This window comes from Microbacterium pasadenense, from assembly GCF_047246565.1.
Taxonomy (GTDB): Bacteria; Actinomycetota; Actinomycetes; order Actinomycetales; family Microbacteriaceae; genus Microbacterium.
On record NZ_JBFOKN010000001.1, the window covers coordinates 992,983 to 1,011,751 of the forward strand.

Below are 18,769 nucleotides of genomic sequence, written 5' to 3' on the forward strand. Positions count from 1 at the left end.
CCGCTTCCCGACCGCGTTACCCGAGGAGACATCCATGACCGAGATCACCCGAGACGTCGTCATCGTCGGCGCTGGCGCAGCCGGGCTGACGGCCGCGAACGAGCTGCGGAGGTCCGGCCTGTCCGTCGCGGTCCTCGAGGCGCGCGACCGGGTCGGCGGTCGGCTGTGGACCGACGTCATCGACGGCGCGATGCTCGAGATCGGCGGCCAGTGGGTGTCTCCCGACCAGGACGCGCTCATCGAGACGATCGACGACCTCGGGCTCGAGACGTTCAGCCGCTACCGCGAGGGCGACAGCGTGTACGTCGGCCCGAATGGTGAGACCGCGCGCTTCACGGGGGAGATGTTCCCCGTGAGCGCGGAGACCGAGGCGACGATCGCCGAGATCACGGCGCGTCTGGACGCCATGGTGGCCGAGATCGACCCCGACCGGCCGCACGAGCACCCGAGGGCCGCCGAGTGGGACGCGATCACCTGGGACGCCTGGCTGCGGACGCAGACCGACGACGACGAGGCGGTGCGCAACCTCGCGTTCGCGACCGGCTCGGCGATGCTCACCAAGCCGACCCACGCGTTCTCGCTGCTGCAGTCACTGCTCATGGCGGCCAGCGCCGGCAGCTACTCGAATCTCGTCGATGCCGACTTCATCCTCGACAAGCGCGTCGTGGGCGGGCTGCAGCAGGTTCCGCTGCTGCTGGCCGAGCGGCTGGGCGACGACGTGTTCCTGGGTCAGCCGGTGCGGACGCTCGAATGGTCGGATGCCGGTGTCACGGCGGTCGCCGACGGGATGACGGTCCGCGCCCGCCGGGCGATCCTGGCGCTGGCGCCCGTGCTGTACAACCGCATCTCGTTCGTCCCGCCGCTGCCGCGGCTGCAGCACCAGATGCACCAGCACCTGTCGATGGGCTTCGTCATCAAGGTGCACGCCGTGTACGACCGTCCGTTCTGGCGCGAGCAGGGGCTGTCGGGCACCGCGTTCAGCCCGTACGAGCTGGTCCACGAGGCGTACGACAACAGCAACCACGGCGACGAGCGCGGCACGCTCGTCGGCTTCGTCTCGGATCAGAACGCGGACGACCTGTTCCGGCTGACCGCCGAGGAGCGCAGGGAGCGCATCCTCGAATCGCTCTCGCACTACTACGGCCCCGAGGCCGGACGCCCCGTCGTCTACTACGAGAGCGACTGGGGCAGCGAGGAGTGGACGCGCGGAGCCTACGCGGCGAGCTTCGACATGGGCGGGCTCTCGCGCTACGGCGCCGACCTGCGCACCCCGGTCGGGCCGCTCTCGTTCGCGTGCAGCGACCTCGCCGGCGCGGGCTACCAGCACGTCGACGGGGCGATCCGGATGGGCCGGCTCGCCGCGCGGACCATCATCGGGGAGACGCGCGCATGACCGGCCGGATCGTCGTCGGCTACACGGCCACGAAGGCCGGACGCGACGCCATCGCGGTCGCCGGCGGGATGGCGGCCGCCTCGGGCTCCGAGCTCGACGTCGTGCTCGTCCTCCCCGGCGAGGGCCGGAGCGTCATCACGCCTCCGGACGCCTCCTACGACCGCTACCTGCTCGGACAGGCCGAGCAGTGGCTCGCCGAGGCGGCCGCCGGCATCCCGGAGGGCGTCGCTCATCGCGAGCACGCCCGGTACGCGGAGTCGTTCGCTGAAGGTCTCGTCGACGCGGCCGACGAGTTCGGGGCCTCCGCCCTCGTCGTCGGCGCCGCGAACGGCAGCGCGCGCGGACGCCATCGACTAGGGTCCACGACGAGCCAGCTGCTGCACTCGTCCGACGTTCCGGTGGTCCTCGTGCCCCGCGGAGCGCGCAAGCGCGTGACGAATGCCGGCATCCCGCGCCTGACTGTGGCGATCGGCACTCGCGCCGGCGCCGACGTCCTCCTCGAAGAGGCGGTCGCCCTCGCGGCCGCGACGGGCGCGTCGCTGCGGCTGGTATCGCTCGTCACGGTCGATCTGCCCGCCTCGGTCGACACCGGCGTCATCCGCCTCGCCGGCGCCGCGCACGCGGAGGAGATCCTCGCGTCCGTGCTCGCGGGTCTTCCCGACGACGTGGTCGCCGATGTCGTGACCGCGAAGGGCGACAGCATCGAGGACGCCGTCTCGTCCCTCGACTGGCTTCCCGGCGAGCTCATCCTCGTCGGGTCGAGCCGACTCGCCCAGCCGCGTCGGCTCTTCCTCGGATCGACCGCGGCGAAGCTCCTCGGCGAGATCCCGGTCCCCATGATCGTCGTCCCGCGCACCCGCGCCTCGGACACCGCCCGCACATCCGAAGGAGGAGGGCGATGAGTCGCACCGCCCCTGACAAGGCCCCCGTCAGCGCCGACGGCGGACTGTCCAGCAAGGGCCTGAGCGCCGGCACGGTCGGGCTCATCGGCGCCGTCGTCATCGGCATCTCCTGCATCGCGCCGGCGTACACGTTCACGGCGGCGATCGGGCCCACGGCATCCGTCGTCGGCGCACAGATCCCGGCCATCATCCTGGTCGGCTTCATCCCGATGCTGCTGGTCGCGTTCGGCTACCGGGAGCTGAACAACCGGATGCCCGACGCCGGCACGTCCTTCACCTGGGCGGCGCGCGCGTTCGGTCCCTGGGTGGGCTGGATGGCCGGGTGGGGACTCGTCGTCGCCACCATCCTGGTGCTGTCGAACCTCGCCGGCGTCGCCGTCGAGTTCCTCTTCCTGCTCATCTCGCAGATCACCGGCAACCCCGGGGTCGCCGATCTCGCGTTCGTGCTGCCGATCAACATCGGCGTCTGCCTGCTGTTCATGCTGGGGGCGACGTACATCTCCTATCGCGACATGCAGACGACCCAGAAGCTGCAGTACGTCCTCGTGACCTTCCAGATCGCCGTTCTCGTGCTCTTCGCCGCCGTCGCCATCGTCCAGGCCGCCGGAGGCAACGGCTTCGATGTGACGCCGTTCTCCTTCGAGTGGTTCAACCCGTTCGCGGTGGGCTCGTTCAGCGCGTTCGCCGCCGGTCTGTCACTGTCCATCTTCATCTTCTGGGGCTGGGACGTGACCCTCACGATGAACGAGGAGACGAAGGACCCCGAGAGGACCCCCGGCCGCGCCGCCACCGTCACCGTCGTCACGATCGTGTCGCTGTACCTCCTGCTGGCGGTCGCGATGATCATGTTCGCGGGCGTCGGCGACGGGGAGCTCGGCCTCGGCAACGAGGACATCCAGGCGAACGTCTTCTTCTTCCTCTCCGACCCGGTCCTCGGCCCGCTCGCGTTCCTCGTCTCCCTCGCCGTCCTCACCAGCTCGGCGTCGTCGCTGCAGTCGACCTTCGTCGGCCCGGCGCGGACGCTGCTCGCCATGGGGCACTACGGCGCCCTTCCGCCCGCCTTCGCGAAGGTCAGCCCGCGCTTCTTCACGCCCGGGTACGCCACCGTGGTCTCCGCGATCGTGGCGTCGGCCTTCTACGCCGTCATGCGCGTGGTGAGCGAGGACACGCTGTGGGACACCATCCTCACGCTCGGCATGATGATCTGCTTCTACTACGGCATCACCGCGTTCGCGTGCGTCTGGTACTTCCGGAAGCAGTGGTTCGACTCGGTGCGGAACGTCTTCTTCACCTTCCTCTTCCCGCTCGTGGGCGGCGTCATCCTCGCCGTCCTCTTCTTCACGACCCTGATCGACTCGATGGACCCCGCCTACGGCTCCGGCTCGCAGATCGGCGGCATCGGCATCGTGTTCATCCTCGGCATGCTGATCATCGTGGTCGGCATCGTCATCATGGTGTGGCAGGCCGTGAAGCGGCCCGCGTTCTTCCGCGGGCAGACCCTCGGCACCGACGCCCCCCGGAGTGCACGCCGCGCGCGTGCGGAAAGCGAGAACGCCCGATGACCACATCTGAGAGCGACCTGCTCGCCCGCGTCCCGTCCCAGCTGTTCATCGACGGGCAGTGGACGGATGCCGACGGCTCCCGCACCCTCGTGGTCCGCGACCCCGCCACCGGCGAGGTCATCCGCGAGATCGCGGACGCGTCGCCGGCCGACGGCATCCGTGCCCTCGACGCCGCCGTCGCCGCCCAGGAGGCGTGGGGCGCGACCGCTCCCCGAGAGCGCAGCGACATCCTCCGCCGGGCGTTCGACCTCGTGCAGGAGCACAAGGAGGATCTCGCGCTGCTGATGACCATCGAGATGGGCAAGCCGCTCGCCGAGGCGCGCGGCGAGGTCGTCTACGGCGGCGAGTTCCTGCGGTGGTTCAGCGAGGAGGCCGTCCGCATCTCGGGTCGGTACGGACTGAACCCCGAGGGGACCGGACGCACGATCGTCTCGCAGCACCCCGTCGGGCCGTCGTTCTTCATCACCCCGTGGAACTTCCCGTTCGCGATGGCGACGCGCAAGATCGCCCCCGCGCTCGCCGCCGGGTGCACCGTCGTCATCAAGCCGGCCGAGCTCACGCCGCTGACCACGCTGTTCTTCGTCCAGCTGCTCGTCGAGGCCGGCGTTCCCGCCGGGGTCGTGAACGTCATCACCACCTCGTCCTCGAGCGACGTGTCGGCGCCGATCATCGCCGACCCGCGCCTGCGGAAGCTGTCGTTCACCGGCTCGACCCCGGTCGGGCAGAAGCTGATCGCCCAGGCCGCCGAGGGTGTGCTGCGCGTCTCGATGGAGCTCGGGGGCAACGCGCCGTTCGTCGTGTTCGAGGATGCCGATCTCGACCGGGCGGTCGAGGGCGCGATGGTCGCGAAGTTCCGCAACATCGGGCAGGCCTGCACGGCGGCGAACCGCTTCATCGTGCACGAGTCGGTCGCCGAGGAGTTCGCCCGTCGCGTCTCGGAGCGGGTCGCCGCGATGAAGGTGGGCCGGGGCACCGAGGACGGCGTCCAGATCGGGCCCCTCATCGACGACCGGGCGGTCGCCAAGGCGCAGGAGCTCGTCGGCGACGCCGTCGAGCGCGGCGCGCGCGTGCTCGTCGGGGGCCATGCGCTCGAGGGCGCCGGCACGTTCTACGAGCCGACGGTCGTGAAGGACGTGGTCGCCGGCAGTGCGATCCTCCGCGAGGAGATCTTCGGTCCCGTCCTGGCGATCACCACGTTCGCGGACGAGGACGAGGCGGTGCGGCTCGCGAACGACACCGAGTACGGACTCGTCTCCTACGTCTTCACGTCCGACCTCGCCCGCGGCCACCGGATGATCGACAGGCTCGAGACGGGGATGATGGGACTCAACGTCGGCGTCATCTCCAATGCCGCAGCGCCCTTCGGCGGCGTCAAGCAGTCCGGCGTGGGCCGCGAGGGCGGCCTCGAGGGCATCCACGAGTACCTCAACGTGAAGTACACCCTGATCCCCGCCTGAGCGGGGGAGATCGGAGCACCATGAGTGACTACACCGTCATCGATCCCGCGACGGGCGAGACGCACGCGACCTACCCCACCGCCACGGCGGCCGAGATCGAGCAGGCGGTCGCGGCGGCGGACGCCGCGGCCCGGAGCTGGGGCAGGAGCTCCGCACCGGCCGAGCGCGCCGCCCTGCTGCGTCGCGTCGCCGAGCTGCACCGGGAGCGGCGGGACGAGCTCGCGAAGCTGATCGTCCGCGAGATGGGCAAGCAGATCGACGGCGCGCTGGGAGAGGTCGACTTCGCCGCCGACATCACCGAGTACTACGCCGACAACATCGAGAAGATCACCGCGGATGCGCCGGTGGACATCGACGGCGACGGCACGGCGGTCATCCGCAAGGAGCCCCTCGGCCCTCTCCTGGGCATCATGCCGTGGAACTTCCCCTACTACCAGGTGGCGCGGTTCGCCGCCCCGAACCTGGCGATCGGCAACACGATCCTGCTGAAGCACGCCCCGCAGTGCCCGGAGTCCTCCGCCGCCATCGAGGCGATGTACCGCGACGCGGGCTTCCCCGACGGCGCCTACACGAACCTGTACGCGACCAACGAGCAGGCGGCGGAGATCATCGCCGACCCGCGGGTCCACGGCACGTCGGTGACGGGATCGGAGCGGGCGGGCGCGGCCGTCGCCGAGGTGGCGGGACGCAACCTCAAGAAGGTCGCCCTCGAGCTCGGCGGGTCCGACCCGTTCCTCGTGCTGTCCGCCGACGACCTCGACGCCGTCGCCCAGGCAGCGGTCGATGCGCGACTCGACAACACCGGTCAGTCGTGCAACGGCGCGAAGCGGTTCATCGTGGTGGACGGGCTCTACGACGAGTTCGTCGAGAAGTTCGCCGCGAAGATGGCGGCGGCGTCCGTCGGCGACCCGTGGAGCTCGGACACGGTCCTCGGGCCGCTCTCGTCCGTCGCCGCGGCCGAGCGGCTCGAGGAGCAGGTCGCGTCCGCCGTCGAGCAGGGGGCCACCGTGGTGACCGGCGGTACCCGCGACGGAGCGTTCTTCGCACCGACCGTGCTCACCGGCGTCACCCCCGAGATGGACGTGTACCGCGAGGAGCTGTTCGGCCCGGCCGGGGTCGTCTACCGCGCGGCCGACGAGGCGGATGCCGTCCGGATCGCCAACGACACGCCGTTCGGGCTCGGCTCCTACATCTTCACGACCGACGACGAGCAGGCGACGCGGGTCGCCGATCAGATCGAGGCGGGGATGGTGTACGTCAACCTCGTGCTGGCGGACGAGCCCGGCCTGCCCTTCGGGGGCATCAAGCGCAGCGGCACGGGGCGCGAGCTCGGCCTGCTGGCGGCGGACGAATTCGTCAACAAGAAGCTCGTCCGGATCGGCTGATCGCCGGGGAGCACACCCGGCGCAATTCGCGCCGGGTGTGCCCATGACGTACACTGGACGACGCAGTAGTCTGCATTCTTTCGCCGTGCCTGAGACGGATCCGTCCGTGTCGCCGGCGTGCGGAAGAGGTGGACACCCGGGTCGCAAGACCTTAGGGCGGTAGCTCAATTGGCAGAGCAGCGGTCTCCAAAACCGCAGGTTGCAGGTTCGATTCCTGTCCGCCCTGCGTGTCAGCGTCAGCTGACTCGAACCGAGCAACAGGTGGGTTGAATGGTCCAGGATGAGCCGAACGGCGAGGTTGTCGCAGCAGGCGGCACCGCCCGTGAGAAGAAGCTCAACTTCTTTCAGCGGATCGCCCTCTTCATCCGCCAGGTGATCGCAGAGCTCCGCAAGGTCGTCACCCCGACCCGCCAGGAGCTGCTGAAGTTCACCGGCGTCGTCCTGGCCTTCGTCGTCGTCGTCATGGCGTTCGTCTACGGACTCGACCTCCTGTTCACCTGGGTCGTCGAGGTCGTCTTCGGCGTACCGGCGTAGATCGGGCCCAGGCCCGTGACGCACGGATGACGAGACGGCATCCGAACCCCCGAGGGAAGTGAAGCAAGTGTCTGAAAGATATGTCGACGACGCCGACTGGTCGACCGCAGCGGAGCAGTCCAGCGAGGACGACGAAGCCCAGGAGGGCAACGTCCTGGCCGGCCAGGAGCGGTCCGCCGAATCCGCCGAGCACGCCGCTCTGCACATCGAGGGCGACGACTCCGAGCCCGACGAGCCGACCGGTGAGGATGACGTCGTGATCGAGGACCCCGAAGCGGATGCCGTCGTGAACGACGCGCTCGAGATCGACCAGGCCGACGAGGCCGAGGCCGCCGCCGAGGCGCTCACGGAGTCGCTGGCCGATGAAGAGGCCGAGCGCGCCGCCGAGGCCGCCGACGAGGTGGCGCCGTACGACGGTCCCGAACTCGCCGACGAGGACGCCGACGCCGCCTCGGACGACCCGTACGAGGCCTTCCGTGCCGAGCTGCGCTCGCTCGAGGGCAAGTGGTACGTCATCCACTCCTACGCCGGCTTCGAGCGCAAGGTGAAGGCCAACATCGAGCAGCGCAAGTCGACGCTCGAGGTCGAAGAGGACATCTACCAGGTCGAGGTCCCGATGGAGGACGTCGTCGAGATCAAGAACGGCCAGCGCAAGATGGTCACGCGCGTCCGGATCCCCGGGTACGTGCTCGTTCGCATGGAGCTCAACGAGGACACCTGGTCCGTCGTCCGCCACACCCCCGGCGTCACCGGCTTCGTGGGCAATGCCCACAACCCGACGCCGCTGCGCTTCGAAGAGGCGTTCAACATGCTGAAGTCGCTCGTGGAGGTCAAGGAGACGGCGCCCGCCAAGGGCGGCGCCGCCAAGGGCTCCGCGACGCAGCCCCGCTCGGTCATCACCGAGGTGGACTTCGAGATCGGCGAGACCATCACGATCAAGGAAGGCTCGTTCGCGGGTCTGCCCGGCTCGATCTCCGAGATCAAGCCCGAGAGCGGCAAGCTCACCGTGCTCGTCTCCCTGTTCGAGCGCGAGACGCCCGTCGAGCTCAGCTTCGACCAGGTCACCAAGCAGTAAGCGGCCCCACCCGCGCGACGAACGCCCCTCGGCTCGGCCGAGGGGCGTTCTGCATGGCGGCGGGGGGGCCGCCGCCGGGTCAGACGGCGTGCGCATCCCGTCCGACGCGGCCGGCCTGGTGGCGCCCGTGGAGGCCGTGGTAGACGGCGGCCGCGAGCAGGACGACGCCGGCCAGCATCCCGTACATCGGACCGAACCCGGTGAGTGACACCAGCACGCCGAGGAGGACGGGTCCGAGCCCGACACCGACGTCCGTCAGCAGCAGGAGGGTGGAGATGCCGGTGCCGAGCTTCGCGGGAGGCACGGCACTCACGGCGATGGCCTGCGACGCCGGCATGAGCGTGCCGTACCCGAGGCCGGTCAGCAGGCCCGCCAGCACGATCTCCCCGTCCGCCGTCGCCACGGCGAGCAGGACGAGGGCCGCGGCGAAGCAGGCGAGCCCCAGGTAGATGACCACGTTGTCGCCGCGCTGGTCCTGCGTCCTGCCCAGGACGAAGCGCATGACCAGCATCGCGAGCGCGTAGGCCACGAAGAACAGCCCGGCGCCGGCGGTCACGTCCCGTTCCACGGCGTAGGCGTTCAGGTACGTGATGACACCCGCGTAGCAGAGGCCGATCAGCAGCATGAAGACGCCGATCGGCAGCACAGCGGGGGAGGCGATCTCGCGTAGCGAGAACCGCGCACGCGCCGGGGCGGTGACCGCCACGTCGGGCTCCGCGTCCGCCGGGACGGCCTCCGTCGTCGCCGCGGCGGGTCGCAGGAACAGGCCGAGCGCGAGGCTGACGGCGGCGGTCCCGGTGGACGCCCAGAACAGGAGGTCGTAGCTGACCGACCCCACCAGCAGGAGGCCGAGAGCCGGACCGAACGCGGTCGCCAGCGTCGACCCCAGGGCGAAGTAGCCCGTGCCCTCGGCTCGACGGGACGGCGGGATGACGGATTGGGCGATCGTCATCGTCGCGGTGCTCGCGAAGGCATAGGCGATGCCGTGAACGATGCGCACGGCGATCAGCAGCGGCAGCGAGACGGCCGGGACATAGAGCAGGCAGGCGGCGACGGTGACCGCGAGCGCCGCCAGCATGATGCGGCGCCGCCCCCAGGCGTCCACGAGATACCCCGACACCAGCCGTGCGAGCGTCGCGCCGACGACGAAGGCGCTCGCGGCGAATCCGCTCGCGGCATCTGATGCGGCGAACCGCGTCACCGCGTAGAGCGCGAGCGTCGTGATCAGCAGGTAGAAGCCGAGGTACTGGAAGAAGTTGACCAGCCACGCCAGGACGAAGGAGGGCGACAGGACTCGGGTCGGCGGCGTCGAAGTTTGCATCATGCAAATTGTACAATACAAACACGGCACGGATGCTCCGCTGCCTCGAGGAGGCCACATGAACCTGCACGACGAGCTCGTGTACGAGCACATGCTGCTGTCGCGGGTGGCGCTTCACGGGGTCGCCCCGTATGCCCGCCAGGCGGAGCTGGACCGCTCCGCCGCCGTCCTGCTGTCGCGCCTCGAGGCGCAGGGGCCCATGACGATCGGCGAGCTCGCGGATGCGTTCGGGCTCGATGTCTCCACCGTCCATCGACAGGTTGCGGCGGCCATGAAGGACGGTCTCATCGAGCGGACCGAAGGCCCTCGGGGTGCCGGCGCGCGCACCCACCAGGCGAGCGCCGAAGGGCGGCGCCGGCTCCGCGCGGAGCTCGAGGGGCGGCGCACCTCCGTCGAACGGGTGACACGCGAGTGGGACGCCGATGAGCTCGCCGAGTTCGTCCGCCTGATGCGCCGGTTCAATGAGGGGGCGGAGAGCGTCCGCGAGCGGCCCTGGCCCCGGCCGGATCGCGAAGCCGCGGCCGACTGACGTGCGGTAGACTTGTCTGGTTTGTGTGCCGTAAGCGTGCGCACGGACACCACCGCGACCCGGAACCGCCGGGCCTGCGGGAGAACGAGGCATCCGTCTCGCTCGTGAAAGGAAGAGGAATGGCACCGAAGAAGAAGGTGACCGGCCTGATCAAGCTTCAGATCAATGCCGGTGCCGCCAACCCGGCGCCGCCGATCGGGCCCGCGCTCGGTCAGCATGGCGTCAACATCATGGAGTTCTGCAAGGCGTACAACGCCGCGACCGAGTCGCAGCGCGGCAACGTCATCCCCGTGGAGATCACGGTCTACGAAGACCGCAGCTTCACGTTCATCCTGAAGACCCCGCCCGCCGCCGAGCTCATCAAGAAGGCTGCCGGCGTCCAGAAGGGTTCCGCGACCCCGCACACCACGAAGGTCGCCAAGCTCACCAAGGAGCAGGTCCGTCAGATCGCCGAGACCAAGATGCCCGACCTGAACGCGGTCGACATCGAGGCCGCCTCGCTGATCATCGCCGGCACCGCCCGCTCCATGGGCATCACGGTCGAGGGCTGAGGAGAAGAACAACATGGCTAAGTCCAAGGTTTACGAAGCAGCCGCGGCCAAGATCGACCGCGACAAGTTCTACAGCTCCACCGAGGCCGTCGGCCTCGCCAAGGAGACCGGCTCGAAGAAGTTCGACTCGACCGTCGAGGTCGCGCTGAAGCTCGCCGTCGACCCGCGCAAGGCGGACCAGATGGTCCGTGGCACGGTCATCCTGCCCCACGGCACCGGCAAGACCGCGCGCGTCATCGTGTTCGCGACCGGCCCCGCCGCCGAAGCCGCTCTCGCGGCCGGCGCGGACGAGGTCGGCGGCGCCGAGCTCATCGAGAAGGTCGCCGGTGGCTACACCGCGTTCGACTCGGCCGTCTCCACGCCCGAGCTCATGGGCCAGGTCGGACGCCTCGGCAAGGTCCTCGGACCCCGCGGCCTCATGCCGAACCCCAAGACCGGCACCGTGACCCCCAACCCGGCCAAGGCCGTCGAGGAGATCAAGGGCGGCAAGATCGAGTTCCGCGTCGACAAGCACGCCAACGTGCACTTCGTCGTCGGCAAGGCCTCGTTCACGGCCGAGCAGCTGGACGAGAACTTCACCGCCGCTCTCGAGGAGATCGTGCGTCTGAAGCCCTCGAGCGCGAAGGGCCGCTACATCCAGAAGGGCGCCATCTCGACGACCTTCGGTCCCGGCATCCCGCTGGACGTCAACGCCCTCGCCTGAGGCGCGTTCCTGACGACGGTCAAGGGCTCCACCTCCGGGTGGGGCCCTTCTCCGTGCCCGGGCGTCGCGCCCGCACCCGCCCGGCGGTAGCGTCGGAGCATGGCGGACGAGATCCAGAAGCTGTTCGGCGTCGATGTCCCGGTGGTGCTCGGGCCGTTCGGCGGGCTGTCGTCCGTCGATCTCACCGCCGCCGTCTGCAACGGCGGCGGGCTCGGGTCCTTCGGCCTCTACGGGTACTCCGGAGCGCGGATCCGCGAGACCGCCGCCGCTCTGCGGGCGCGGACGGACCGTCCGGTCAATCTCAACCTCTGGCTTCCCGCCGGCACCGAGGTGGAACCGGCCGAGGTCGACCTGGCGCCCTATCTGGAGGCGCTCGCGCCCCTGTTCGCCGCGGCGGGCACCGACCTGTCCTCTCCGCCCGAACGGTTCCTGCCGTCGCTCGACGAGCAGCTCGACGCCGTGTGGGATGCCGCGCCCGCCGTGCTCAGCGTCGTGTTCGGGGTCCCGGGACCCGATCTGGTCGACGAGGCGCACCGCCGGGGCATCCGGATCATCGGGACGGCGACATCGGTGGCCGAGGCGCGCGCCCTTGACGCGGGAGGCGTGGACGTGATCGTCGCGAGCGGCGCGGAAGCCGCCGGCCACAAGGTGACGTTCCTCGGCGAGCCGGCGGATTCCCTCGTGGGGACCGTCGCCCTCGTGCCGCAGGTGGTCGACGCGGTGGGCGTCCCCGTCATCGCCGCGGGCGGCATCGCCGACCGTCGCGGTGCGGCGGCCGCGCTCGCGCTCGGCGCGTCCGGTGTCCAGGTCGGGACGGCGTTCCTGCGCACCCGTCAGTCGGCGGCCTCGCCCGGGCATCGTGCGGCGCTCGCGGCGGCGGGCGACACCGGCACCGTGCTGACCCGCGCCATGAGCGGACGGCTGGCGCGCGGCATCCCGAATCGCGCGGTGCGTGAGATCGACGCGATCGGCGCGATCGCGCCCTTCCCGGCGCAGAACTGGCTCACCGGCGTCTTCCGCTCCGCGGCGGCGGGCGACCCCGAGCTGTCCTCGCTGTGGGCGGGGCAGGCGGCGGGGCTCGCACGGCGGGACGACGCGACCGACGTGCTCGCCGAGCTCGCGGCGGGCCTGGGGCGCTGACCCCGGGAATTCACGGGAAACAGGACGTCGCATCCGGGAAGATCCCGCAGCGCTGAGCGTTGTACCCGGGGGCCGCGCGGCGCACCGGAGCTGCTCGGCCGCAGTCCACGCCCCCTCAAGGAGTTCCATGTCCCGTCGTCCTGCCGTCCTCGGCGCCCTCGTCCTGACCGCCGCCCTCGCCCTTACCGGGTGCGCCTCGAACGCAGCCGATCCGAGCACGTCCGACGGGGCGGACTTCGGCCTGGTCGACGGCGGCACGCTCACCGTCGCCACGGAGGGCACCTACCGCCCCTTCAGCTTCCATGACGCGTCCGGCGAGCTCGTCGGCTACGACGTCGAGATCGCCGAGGCCGTGGCGGAGAAGCTCGGCCTCGAGATCTCGTTCCAGGAGACGCAGTGGGACGGCATCTTCGCCGGTCTCGACGCGGGCCGGTTCGACGTGATCGCCAACCAGGTCTCGATCAACCCCGACCGCGAGGAGAAGTACCTCTTCAGCGAGCCGTACACCGTCTCGCCCGGCGTCATCGTCGTGGAAGAGGGCGACGACTCGATCGCCAGCTTCTCGGACCTGCAGGGCAAGACGACCGCGCAGTCGCTCACGAGCAACTGGTACGAGCTCGCGGAGCAGAACGGCGCCAACGTGGAAGCCGTCGAGGGGTGGGCGCAGGCGGTGGAGCTGCTCCGGCAGGACCGCGTCGACGCGACCGTCAACGACTCGCTCACCTTCCTCGACTACGAGAAGAACGAGGGCCCCACGGGTCTGAAGGTCGCCGTCGAGACGGATGAGCCCTCGCTCAGCGCCTTCGCCACCACGAAGGACAAGGAGGAGCTCGTGACGGCGATCGACGATGCCCTCGCCGAATTGCGCGAAGATGGAACCCTCGCCGAGATCGGCGAGAAGTACTTCGGGGCCGACGTCAGCGAGTGACGGCAGCTCTCGTCGGGCTCGGCGCCGCGCGCGGCGCGCGCGTCGGGCCCGACCCCCTCTCCGGGAAGGATGTCGATGGACGCTGACACCTGGCAGCTCATCCTCGATTCCTTCTGGCCGCTGCTGCGGGCGGGCCTCATCGTCACGATCCCGCTCGCCGTCGCGTCGTTCGCCATCGGGCTCGTCCTCGCGATCGCCGCGGCCCTCATGCGGATCTCGGGGAACGTCGTGCTGTCGGGCATCGCCCGGTTCTACATCTCCGTCATCCGCGGCACGCCGCTGCTCGTGCAGCTGTTCCTCGTCTTCTACGGACTGCCGCAGATCGGCATCCGCATCGACCCGCTCCCGGCCGCCATCATCGCGTTCTCCCTCAACGTCGGGGGCTACGCCGCCGAGGTGATCCGGGCGGCGATCCTGTCGGTTCCGAAGGGGCAGTGGGAGGCGGGCTTCACCGTCGGGCTCTCGCGCGCGAGCACGCTGCGGCGGATCATCATCCCGCAGGCCGCGCGCGTCTCGGTCCCCCCGCTGTCGAACACGTTCATCTCGCTCGTCAAGGACACCTCGCTGGCCGCGGTGATCACCGTCACCGAGATGTTCCGCGTCGCCCAGAACATCGCCGCCTTCAGCTACGAGTTCCTGATCATCTACACCGAGGCCGCCGTCATCTACTGGGTCTTCTGCCTCGTGCTCTCGCTGGGGCAGAACATCATCGAGAAGAGGCTGGACCGCTATGTCGCGCACTGACGAGCCGCTCCTGCGCGTGACCGGGTTGAAGAAGGCGTTCGGCGCCAACGTCGTGCTGAACGGCATCGACTTCGCCGTGGACCGAGGTCAGGTGACGTGCCTCATCGGACCCAGCGGCTCGGGCAAGACGACCGTGCTGCGCTGTCTCAACGCCCTGGAGAGTCCCGACGCCGGCGTCCTCGAGTTCGCGGACGGACAGCGCCACGACTTCGCGCAGCCGCAGTCGAAGGTCCAGCGCGGAGCGCTGCGGGACCGCTCCGCCATGGTGTTCCAGCACCACAACCTGTTCCCGCACCTCACCGTGCTGGAGAACGTCATCGAAGGTCCTGTGCACGCGCGGAAGGTGCCGCGGGCGAAGGCGATCGCGGATGCCGAGCGTCTGCTCGACCGTGTCGGGCTGGCGGACAAGCGGGACTCGTACCCCCACGAGCTCTCCGGCGGGCAGCAGCAGCGCGTCGGGATCGTCCGGGCGCTGGCGCTCAGCCCCGACCTGCTGCTGTTCGACGAGCCGACGAGCGCCCTCGATCCCGAACTGGTGGGCGAGGTGCTCCTCGTCCTGAGTGAGCTCGCCGACGAGGGCTGGACCATGGTCATCGTGACCCACGAGCTGGGCTTCGCCCGTCAGGTGGCGGATGAGGTCGTGTTCTTCGACGGGGGAGTGGTCGTCGAGCGCGGGCATCCGTCGTCCCTGTTCACGGCCCCGCAGCACGAACGGACGAAGCGGTTCCTGGACCGGATCCTGCGGCCGATGCAGGACTGAGACCGTCCGGGCGGCTCACGCGTCCGGCAGCACGTCGAAGCCGCTCCGCCCGGTCGCGCGCACGTCGGTGACGTCGGCGGCGTCGACGCGGCCCCCGGGCGGCCCCTCGGCCATCCAGGCGAGCACCTCGTCGACGCGCGGCGGCGTCCCCTCGACCTCCGCCTCGACGGTGCCGTCCCGCCGGTTGCGCACCCATCCGGCGACCCCGGCCTCCCGAGCGATCATCCGCATCGTGTAGCGGTAGCCGACGCCCTGCACCGTGCCGCGGACGATCACGTGGACACGGCGGGTCATGCGGGCCTCAGCTGCCCGTGACGCTCAGCACGAGCTTGCCGCGGGTGTGGCCCCGCTCGAGCTCGCGGTGCGCCTCGGCCGCGTCGGAGAGATCGAACACGCGGTCAACGTACACCTGGATCGCGCCGGATTCGAGGAGCCGGGCGAGGGTCGCCAGAACGGCGCCGTCGGGGATGACCTTGTACGTCGTCGCCCGCACGCCGGCCGCGGCCGCGGCATCCGCGTATCCCGGGAACCCGCCGGTGGGCACCATGACGTACAGACCGCCCGGGCGCAGGACGGTCAGCGAACGGGTGCCGGTGTCGTCGTGGACGTTGCCGACGAGGTCGATGACGACGTCCATCTGGCCGACCATGTCCTCGAACCGCGTCGTGGCGTAGTCGACGACGACGGCGGCCCCCAGTTCGCGCAGCCACGGCAGGTTCGCCTGCGATCCGGTCGCGGTCACGTGCGCGCCGAAGTAGGCGGCGAGCTGCACGGCGAAGTGGCCGACGCCGCCGGAACCGGCGTGGATCAGGATCCGCTGACCCTCGTGGGCGTGCGCCGTCTCGACCACGAGCCCCCAGGCGGTGAGGGCCGCCAGCGGGACACCGGCCGCCTCGACGTGGGAGAGCGTGGCGGGTTTCCGCGCCACCGACAGACTCGGCACCACGACGTACTCGGCGTACGAGCCGCTCGTGCGGGGGAAGGAGACCATTCCGAAGACCGGCGTGCCCGGCTGCAGCGGGTGCGCTTCGAACGGGCTCTTCACGACGACGCCGCTGAAGTCGAACCCGAGGGTCGTCGGGTACCCGTCGATGAGCGGGGTCACCCCGCGCCCGCCGCGCGTCTTGGCATCGATCGGGTTGGTGCCCGCCGCCACGACCCGCACCAGCAGTTCGCTCAGCGCGGGATCGGGGACCGGGACGCGGGCCTCGCGGAGCAGTCCAGGCTCGCCGGGGCGGTCGTAGACCATGGCGCGCATCGTCTCGGGCGGGGACGGCACCTCGACGATGTCGGTCGTGGCGGCGGTGGCGGTGCGCAGAGGATGGAATCGCATCGTTCGCTCCTTCTCTGCGTGTCGTCATCGGCAGACCCCGTGGTGGCTGAGGCTGACCTCAGTCAATACGGCCAATGTCTCCCGCGTGTTACGCCGGTGTCACCTCTGCACTAAGACGCGCGTCCGTCCTCCGCGGCATCGGGGCGACGTGCCTCGCTCAGTGCCCGCAGCAGCCTGCTGAGGTGATCGATGTCCGTCACCGACCAGTCGCTCAGGGCCTGCACGAGGAGGCTCTCGTTGGGCCGGCGGGCCGCGGCGAGGCGGGATGCGCCGTCCGCCGTCGCCGTGAGCAGGGCCGACCGGCCGTCGTGGGGGTCGGGCGCCCGCTCGACGAGGCCGAGCGCCTCCAGCTCGCGGACGGTGCGGCTGATCTGCCCCTTGTCGGCCTGCAGCAGCTCGGCGAGCGTGCTCGAGGAGACCGGGCCCGTCTTCACGATCATCGTGAACAGCTTGTAGGAGCCGGGCAGCAGACCGGGGCTCAGGCGCTGGGCGTTGTCGGCCACGACGCGCCGGAAGCGGCCGATCAGGCCGCCGATCTCCGCTTCGAGCGCGGCTGCCGCCCGGAGCCTCTCCTCATCGAGGAGGTGCTCCGGGGCGGGCAGGTCGGCGTGGGCGGTCACGGGCGGCGCTCGCCTCCGGCGGTCCGGCCGGCCTCGGCATCCGTGCGTCGGTCGTCCGCCGCGTCGATGACGGTGACCGGGATCGAGCCGGTCTCGGCGGTGGCGACGGCCAGACGGCCCTCGGCGCTCTGCTCGCGCAGCCGCTCGATGTTGTTCTTCGTGGCCAGCGGGATGTTCGGGATGAACAGGATCGTGACGAAGCTCAGGATCGCCAGGGGGACGCCGATGAGGAAGGCGTGCGAGATCGCCTGGGCGGACACGTCTTCGATGATGACACGAACGATCTCGGGCATGTCGCGCGTGGTCGGCAGCGAGCCGGCTGCGAGCTGCTCGGCGATCGTCTTGCCCTTCGCGCCGAGCGAGGCGATCGCCGCGCCCAGCTCCTGTCCCCGGTCGGTGAGCTGCTGCGACATGCTCGAGGCCAGCACCGAGCCCATGACGGCGACGCCGGCGGTGCCGCCGATGGTGCGGAAGAAGTTCACGCCCGAGCTGGCGACACCGATCTGCTCCGGGTTCGAGGTGTTCTGCACGACGAGGACGAGGTTGTTCATCGTCATGCCGGTGCCCGCGCCGAGCAGGAACATGTAGATGCCGACGAGCCACAGCGAGGTGTCGTACTGGAGGGTCGACAGCAGCGACGTGCCGGCGATCATGAGGATCGACCCGGTGACGAGGTAGCGCTTCCACTTGCCGGTGCGCGTGATGAGCTGTCCGATCACCGTGGCGGAGATCAGCATGCCGGCCGCCATCGGGATGGTGAGCAGGCCCGCCTCGGTGGGGCCGTAGCCGCGCGAGATCTGCATGTACTGAGCGAGGTAGACCGAGGTGCCGAACATCGCGACGCCGATCGAGATCGACGCGAGCACGGCGAGGGTGAAGCTGCGGCTGCGGAACAGCGTCAGCGGGATGAGCGGTTCGGCGACCTTGAGCTCGATCACGATGAACGCGATGGTCGCGATCACTGCGGTGCCGACCATGACCAGCGTCTCCATGCTCGCCCAGCCGTAGTCGCCAACGTTGGTGATCCACACGAGCAGGGTGCCAGCGGCGACCGCGAGCAGGACGATGCCGATGTAGTCGATGCGGACCTTGGCGACGCGGATCTGGTCGATCCGGAGCGTGCGGACCAGCACGACGAAGGCGATGATGCCGAGCGGGACGCCGACGTAGAAGTTCCAGCGCCACCCGACCGAGTCGGTCAGCAGGCCGCCGAGGAGCGGACCGCCGACGGTCGCGATGCCCATGACGGCGGCGAACAGGCCCATGTACTTGCCGCGCTCGCGCGGCGAGAGGATGTCGGCCATCAGCACCTGGCTGAGGGCGGCGAGACCGCCGCCGCCGAGGCCCTGGAAGGCCCGGAACGTGATCAGCATCTCGGCGCTCTGCGAGAGTCCGGCGCCGGCACTGGCGAGGACGAAGATCGCGAGGGCTATGAGCATCAGGTTCTTGCGGTTGACGAGGTCGGCGAGCTTGCCCCAGACCGGGGTCGAGATCGCGGTCGTCAGGAGGGTGATCGTCACGACCCAGGTGTACGAGGCCTGGGATCCGCCGAGCTCGGGGACGATGATCGGCAGCGAGGTCCCGACGACGGTCGTGGAGACCATCGAGCAGAACATGGCGAGCAGAAGACCGGACAGCGCTTCGAGCACCTGCCGGTGCGTCATCCGTGTCGTGACGGTGCTGGTGGTCGTGGGGGAAGCGGAGCTCATACGCGGCTTTCACTGGTCGGCGGGCGGAGCGCGGCGTCGTCGGCGCGGAGAAGTTGAGAAAAGTCAACTATACCAGATGGTTGATTTTGCTCAACCATCTGTCCGGTGTCATCCGGGCACGGG

19 protein-coding genes and 1 tRNA gene are annotated in these 18,769 nt (G+C 70.0%); 15 read left to right on the forward strand and 5 right to left on the reverse strand.

Going from position 1 to position 18,769, the window contains the following annotated elements; translation table 11 throughout:
- Positions 1–34 precede the first annotated feature (34 nt).
- From AB3M83_RS04745 to nusG, 8 genes are all read left to right on the forward strand, one after another.
- Positions 35–1,393 (forward strand): flavin monoamine oxidase family protein, encoded by a 1,359-nt coding sequence (locus tag AB3M83_RS04745; protein ID WP_412945545.1) that lies wholly within the window; start codon positions 35–37, stop codon positions 1,391–1,393.
- Positions 1,390–2,295 carry a universal stress protein gene (locus AB3M83_RS04750; protein ID WP_412945547.1) on the forward strand — a complete coding sequence of 302 codons (906 nt, stop codon included), beginning with the start codon at positions 1,390–1,392 and terminating at the stop codon, positions 2,293–2,295. Before AB3M83_RS04745 ends, AB3M83_RS04750 begins: the two co-directional genes overlap by 4 nt.
- Positions 2,292–3,857 (forward strand): APC family permease, encoded by a 1,566-nt coding sequence (locus AB3M83_RS04755; protein WP_412945549.1) that lies wholly within the window; start codon positions 2,292–2,294, stop codon positions 3,855–3,857. Before AB3M83_RS04750 ends, AB3M83_RS04755 begins: the two co-directional genes overlap by 4 nt.
- A complete protein-coding gene (locus AB3M83_RS04760) occupies positions 3,854–5,314 on the forward strand; it encodes an NAD-dependent succinate-semialdehyde dehydrogenase (protein ID WP_412945550.1) in 1,461 nt (486 codons plus the stop codon). The genes AB3M83_RS04755 and AB3M83_RS04760 overlap by 4 nt, the downstream gene beginning before the upstream one ends.
- Before the next feature lie 20 nt (positions 5,315–5,334).
- Positions 5,335–6,699, forward strand: a complete 1,365-nt coding sequence (locus AB3M83_RS04765; RefSeq protein WP_412945551.1) for an NAD-dependent succinate-semialdehyde dehydrogenase — start codon at positions 5,335–5,337, stop codon at positions 6,697–6,699.
- Positions 6,700–6,852: 153 nt separating this feature from the next.
- Positions 6,853–6,925 (forward strand) — tRNA-Trp (locus AB3M83_RS04770).
- A gap of 44 nt (positions 6,926–6,969) precedes the next feature.
- Positions 6,970–7,233 (forward strand): preprotein translocase subunit SecE, encoded by a 264-nt coding sequence (gene secE, locus AB3M83_RS04775; protein WP_412945552.1) that lies wholly within the window; start codon positions 6,970–6,972, stop codon positions 7,231–7,233.
- Between the two features lie 67 nt (positions 7,234–7,300).
- A complete protein-coding gene (gene nusG / locus AB3M83_RS04780; protein ID WP_412945554.1) occupies positions 7,301–8,308 on the forward strand; it encodes a transcription termination/antitermination protein NusG in 1,008 nt (335 codons plus the stop codon).
- Positions 8,309–8,387: 79 nt separating this feature from the next.
- Here the strand turns inward: nusG and AB3M83_RS04785 are convergent, their stop codons facing one another.
- Positions 8,388–9,629, reverse strand: a complete 1,242-nt coding sequence (locus AB3M83_RS04785) for an MFS transporter (protein WP_412945556.1) — start codon at positions 9,627–9,629, stop codon at positions 8,388–8,390.
- 58 nt (positions 9,630–9,687) lie between these two features.
- Between AB3M83_RS04785 and AB3M83_RS04790 the strand changes: the two genes are divergently transcribed.
- From AB3M83_RS04790 to AB3M83_RS04820, 7 genes are all read left to right on the forward strand, one after another.
- Entirely contained in the window at positions 9,688–10,158 is a 471-nt protein-coding gene (locus tag AB3M83_RS04790; RefSeq protein ID WP_412945557.1) for a MarR family winged helix-turn-helix transcriptional regulator, read from the forward strand.
- A 119-nt stretch (positions 10,159–10,277) separates the two neighbouring features.
- Complete coding sequence (rplK, locus tag AB3M83_RS04795; RefSeq protein WP_412945559.1) at positions 10,278–10,709, forward strand: 50S ribosomal protein L11; 432 nt, start codon at positions 10,278–10,280, stop codon at positions 10,707–10,709.
- 13 nt (positions 10,710–10,722) lie between these two features.
- Positions 10,723–11,412, forward strand: coding sequence for a 50S ribosomal protein L1 (gene rplA, locus AB3M83_RS04800; RefSeq protein ID WP_412945561.1), 690 nt, complete (start codon positions 10,723–10,725; stop codon positions 11,410–11,412).
- Between the two features lie 99 nt (positions 11,413–11,511).
- The gene (locus AB3M83_RS04805; protein ID WP_412945563.1) at positions 11,512–12,552 is read left to right on the forward strand and encodes an NAD(P)H-dependent flavin oxidoreductase; all 1,041 of its coding nucleotides are present in this window, start codon (positions 11,512–11,514) and stop codon (positions 12,550–12,552) included.
- Between the two features lie 127 nt (positions 12,553–12,679).
- Positions 12,680–13,480: an amino acid ABC transporter substrate-binding protein gene (locus AB3M83_RS04810; protein WP_412945565.1), complete on the forward strand. Its 801-nt coding sequence runs from the start codon at positions 12,680–12,682 to the stop codon at positions 13,478–13,480.
- Between the two features lie 75 nt (positions 13,481–13,555).
- On the forward strand, positions 13,556–14,224 hold the full coding sequence (locus tag AB3M83_RS04815) for an amino acid ABC transporter permease (protein WP_412945566.1): 669 nt from the start codon (positions 13,556–13,558) through the stop codon (positions 14,222–14,224).
- Positions 14,211–14,984, forward strand: a complete 774-nt coding sequence (locus AB3M83_RS04820; RefSeq protein WP_412945568.1) for an amino acid ABC transporter ATP-binding protein — start codon at positions 14,211–14,213, stop codon at positions 14,982–14,984. The genes AB3M83_RS04815 and AB3M83_RS04820 overlap by 14 nt, the downstream gene beginning before the upstream one ends.
- 15 nt (positions 14,985–14,999) lie before the next feature.
- On the opposite strand, the gene AB3M83_RS04825 is transcribed toward AB3M83_RS04820, so the two are convergent.
- From AB3M83_RS04825 to AB3M83_RS04840, 4 genes are all read right to left on the reverse strand, one after another.
- Complete coding sequence (locus tag AB3M83_RS04825) at positions 15,000–15,278, reverse strand: acylphosphatase (protein WP_412945569.1); 279 nt, start codon at positions 15,276–15,278, stop codon at positions 15,000–15,002.
- Positions 15,279–15,285: 7 nt separating this feature from the next.
- Positions 15,286–16,317: an NADP-dependent oxidoreductase gene (locus AB3M83_RS04830; RefSeq protein ID WP_412945571.1), complete on the reverse strand. Its 1,032-nt coding sequence runs from the start codon at positions 16,315–16,317 to the stop codon at positions 15,286–15,288.
- Positions 16,318–16,427: 110 nt separating this feature from the next.
- Complete coding sequence (locus AB3M83_RS04835) at positions 16,428–16,937, reverse strand: MarR family winged helix-turn-helix transcriptional regulator (RefSeq protein WP_412945572.1); 510 nt, start codon at positions 16,935–16,937, stop codon at positions 16,428–16,430.
- The gene (locus AB3M83_RS04840) at positions 16,934–18,646 is read right to left on the reverse strand and encodes a DHA2 family efflux MFS transporter permease subunit (protein ID WP_412945573.1); all 1,713 of its coding nucleotides are present in this window, start codon (positions 18,644–18,646) and stop codon (positions 16,934–16,936) included. Before AB3M83_RS04840 ends, AB3M83_RS04835 begins: the two co-directional genes overlap by 4 nt.
- Between the last annotated feature and the right edge of the window lie 123 nt (positions 18,647–18,769).

Bases quoted from the DNA above. Each gene is read 5' to 3' on its own strand.
- rplK (WP_412945559.1), top strand. From the start codon at position 10,278: ATGGCACCGAAGAAGAAGGTGACCGGCCTGATCAAGCTTCAGATCAAT.
- AB3M83_RS04830 (WP_412945571.1), bottom strand. From the start codon at position 16,317: ATGCGATTCCATCCTCTGCGCACCGCCACCGCCGCCACGACCGACATC.
- AB3M83_RS04815 (WP_412945566.1), top strand. From the start codon at position 13,556: ATGGACGCTGACACCTGGCAGCTCATCCTCGATTCCTTCTGGCCGCTG.
- rplA (WP_412945561.1), top strand. From the start codon at position 10,723: ATGGCTAAGTCCAAGGTTTACGAAGCAGCCGCGGCCAAGATCGACCGC.
- AB3M83_RS04765 (WP_412945551.1), top strand. From the start codon at position 5,335: ATGAGTGACTACACCGTCATCGATCCCGCGACGGGCGAGACGCACGCG.
- AB3M83_RS04760 (WP_412945550.1), top strand. From the start codon at position 3,854: ATGACCACATCTGAGAGCGACCTGCTCGCCCGCGTCCCGTCCCAGCTG.
- AB3M83_RS04805 (WP_412945563.1), top strand. From the start codon at position 11,512: ATGGCGGACGAGATCCAGAAGCTGTTCGGCGTCGATGTCCCGGTGGTG.
- AB3M83_RS04825 (WP_412945569.1), bottom strand. From the start codon at position 15,278: ATGACCCGCCGTGTCCACGTGATCGTCCGCGGCACGGTGCAGGGCGTC.
- AB3M83_RS04790 (WP_412945557.1), top strand. From the start codon at position 9,688: ATGAACCTGCACGACGAGCTCGTGTACGAGCACATGCTGCTGTCGCGG.
- AB3M83_RS04820 (WP_412945568.1), top strand. From the start codon at position 14,211: ATGTCGCGCACTGACGAGCCGCTCCTGCGCGTGACCGGGTTGAAGAAG.
- AB3M83_RS04745 (WP_412945545.1), top strand. From the start codon at position 35: ATGACCGAGATCACCCGAGACGTCGTCATCGTCGGCGCTGGCGCAGCC.
- AB3M83_RS04840 (WP_412945573.1), bottom strand. From the start codon at position 18,646: ATGAGCTCCGCTTCCCCCACGACCACCAGCACCGTCACGACACGGATG.
- AB3M83_RS04750 (WP_412945547.1), top strand. From the start codon at position 1,390: ATGACCGGCCGGATCGTCGTCGGCTACACGGCCACGAAGGCCGGACGC.
- AB3M83_RS04785 (WP_412945556.1), bottom strand. From the start codon at position 9,629: ATGCAAACTTCGACGCCGCCGACCCGAGTCCTGTCGCCCTCCTTCGTC.
- secE (WP_412945552.1), top strand. From the start codon at position 6,970: ATGGTCCAGGATGAGCCGAACGGCGAGGTTGTCGCAGCAGGCGGCACC.
- AB3M83_RS04755 (WP_412945549.1), top strand. From the start codon at position 2,292: ATGAGTCGCACCGCCCCTGACAAGGCCCCCGTCAGCGCCGACGGCGGA.
- AB3M83_RS04810 (WP_412945565.1), top strand. From the start codon at position 12,680: ATGTCCCGTCGTCCTGCCGTCCTCGGCGCCCTCGTCCTGACCGCCGCC.